We start from the raw sequence: 624 nt of genomic DNA on the forward strand, positions 1-624 counted from the left end.
AACGGAGGGTCCTATTTCACGGCGACCACCGAGGACCCCAATCAGCGTAAGGCGTGCACGACCGGTTTCTCGATGGGAGGGGCGAGTGACAGGCTGATGGTGACGGCCGGCCACTGCCTTCTCCCGCAGGGCGGATACTCCAAGATCGGCCCTGTCCTGTGGTCCAACTGGCATCGGGGAACCGGAACGGTGAAACTCCCCGGCCAGCCGACGTATTACGGCGATTTGGGTCTGATCAACACGAACATCCGTGACACAAGTCCCACCATCTTCGTCGGTGACAAGAATTCCTCTACCAAGCGCTGGGTCGGTGGACGCCACTCGGTTCGCGCTAAGGAAGGCGACCAGTACTGCACCGGCGGAGCCACCACGGGCCAGATCTGCCGGTGGAAGGTCACCGACCTGGCCTGGAAGGTCGACACCTTCGAGGGCGACAACTACGACGGAACGCTGCGTTGGGTTCAGGTCGGCAAGAAACGCGGCAGGTGCGTGAACGGCGGCGACTCGGGCGGGCCGGTTTACACCTTCCGCTCCGACGGCTACGTCGTGGCCAAGGGCATCACCAGTGCGTCCAACACCAAGGACGAACCGATTAAGGACACCTGTTTGCACTTCTTCACGGAC

General features: G+C 62.2%; 1 protein-coding gene. It reads left to right on the forward strand.

The window, feature by feature from the left end; genetic code table 11:
• Positions 1-96: 96 nt before the first annotated feature.
• Positions 97-624 (forward strand): hypothetical protein (locus ACFOWE_RS33785; RefSeq protein WP_377295161.1); only part of this gene is annotated, 528 nt, incomplete at its 3' end.

The sequence above is a fragment of the Planomonospora corallina genome (assembly GCF_042650625.1).
GTDB lineage: Bacteria > Actinomycetota > Actinomycetes > Streptosporangiales > Streptosporangiaceae > Planomonospora_B > Planomonospora_B corallina.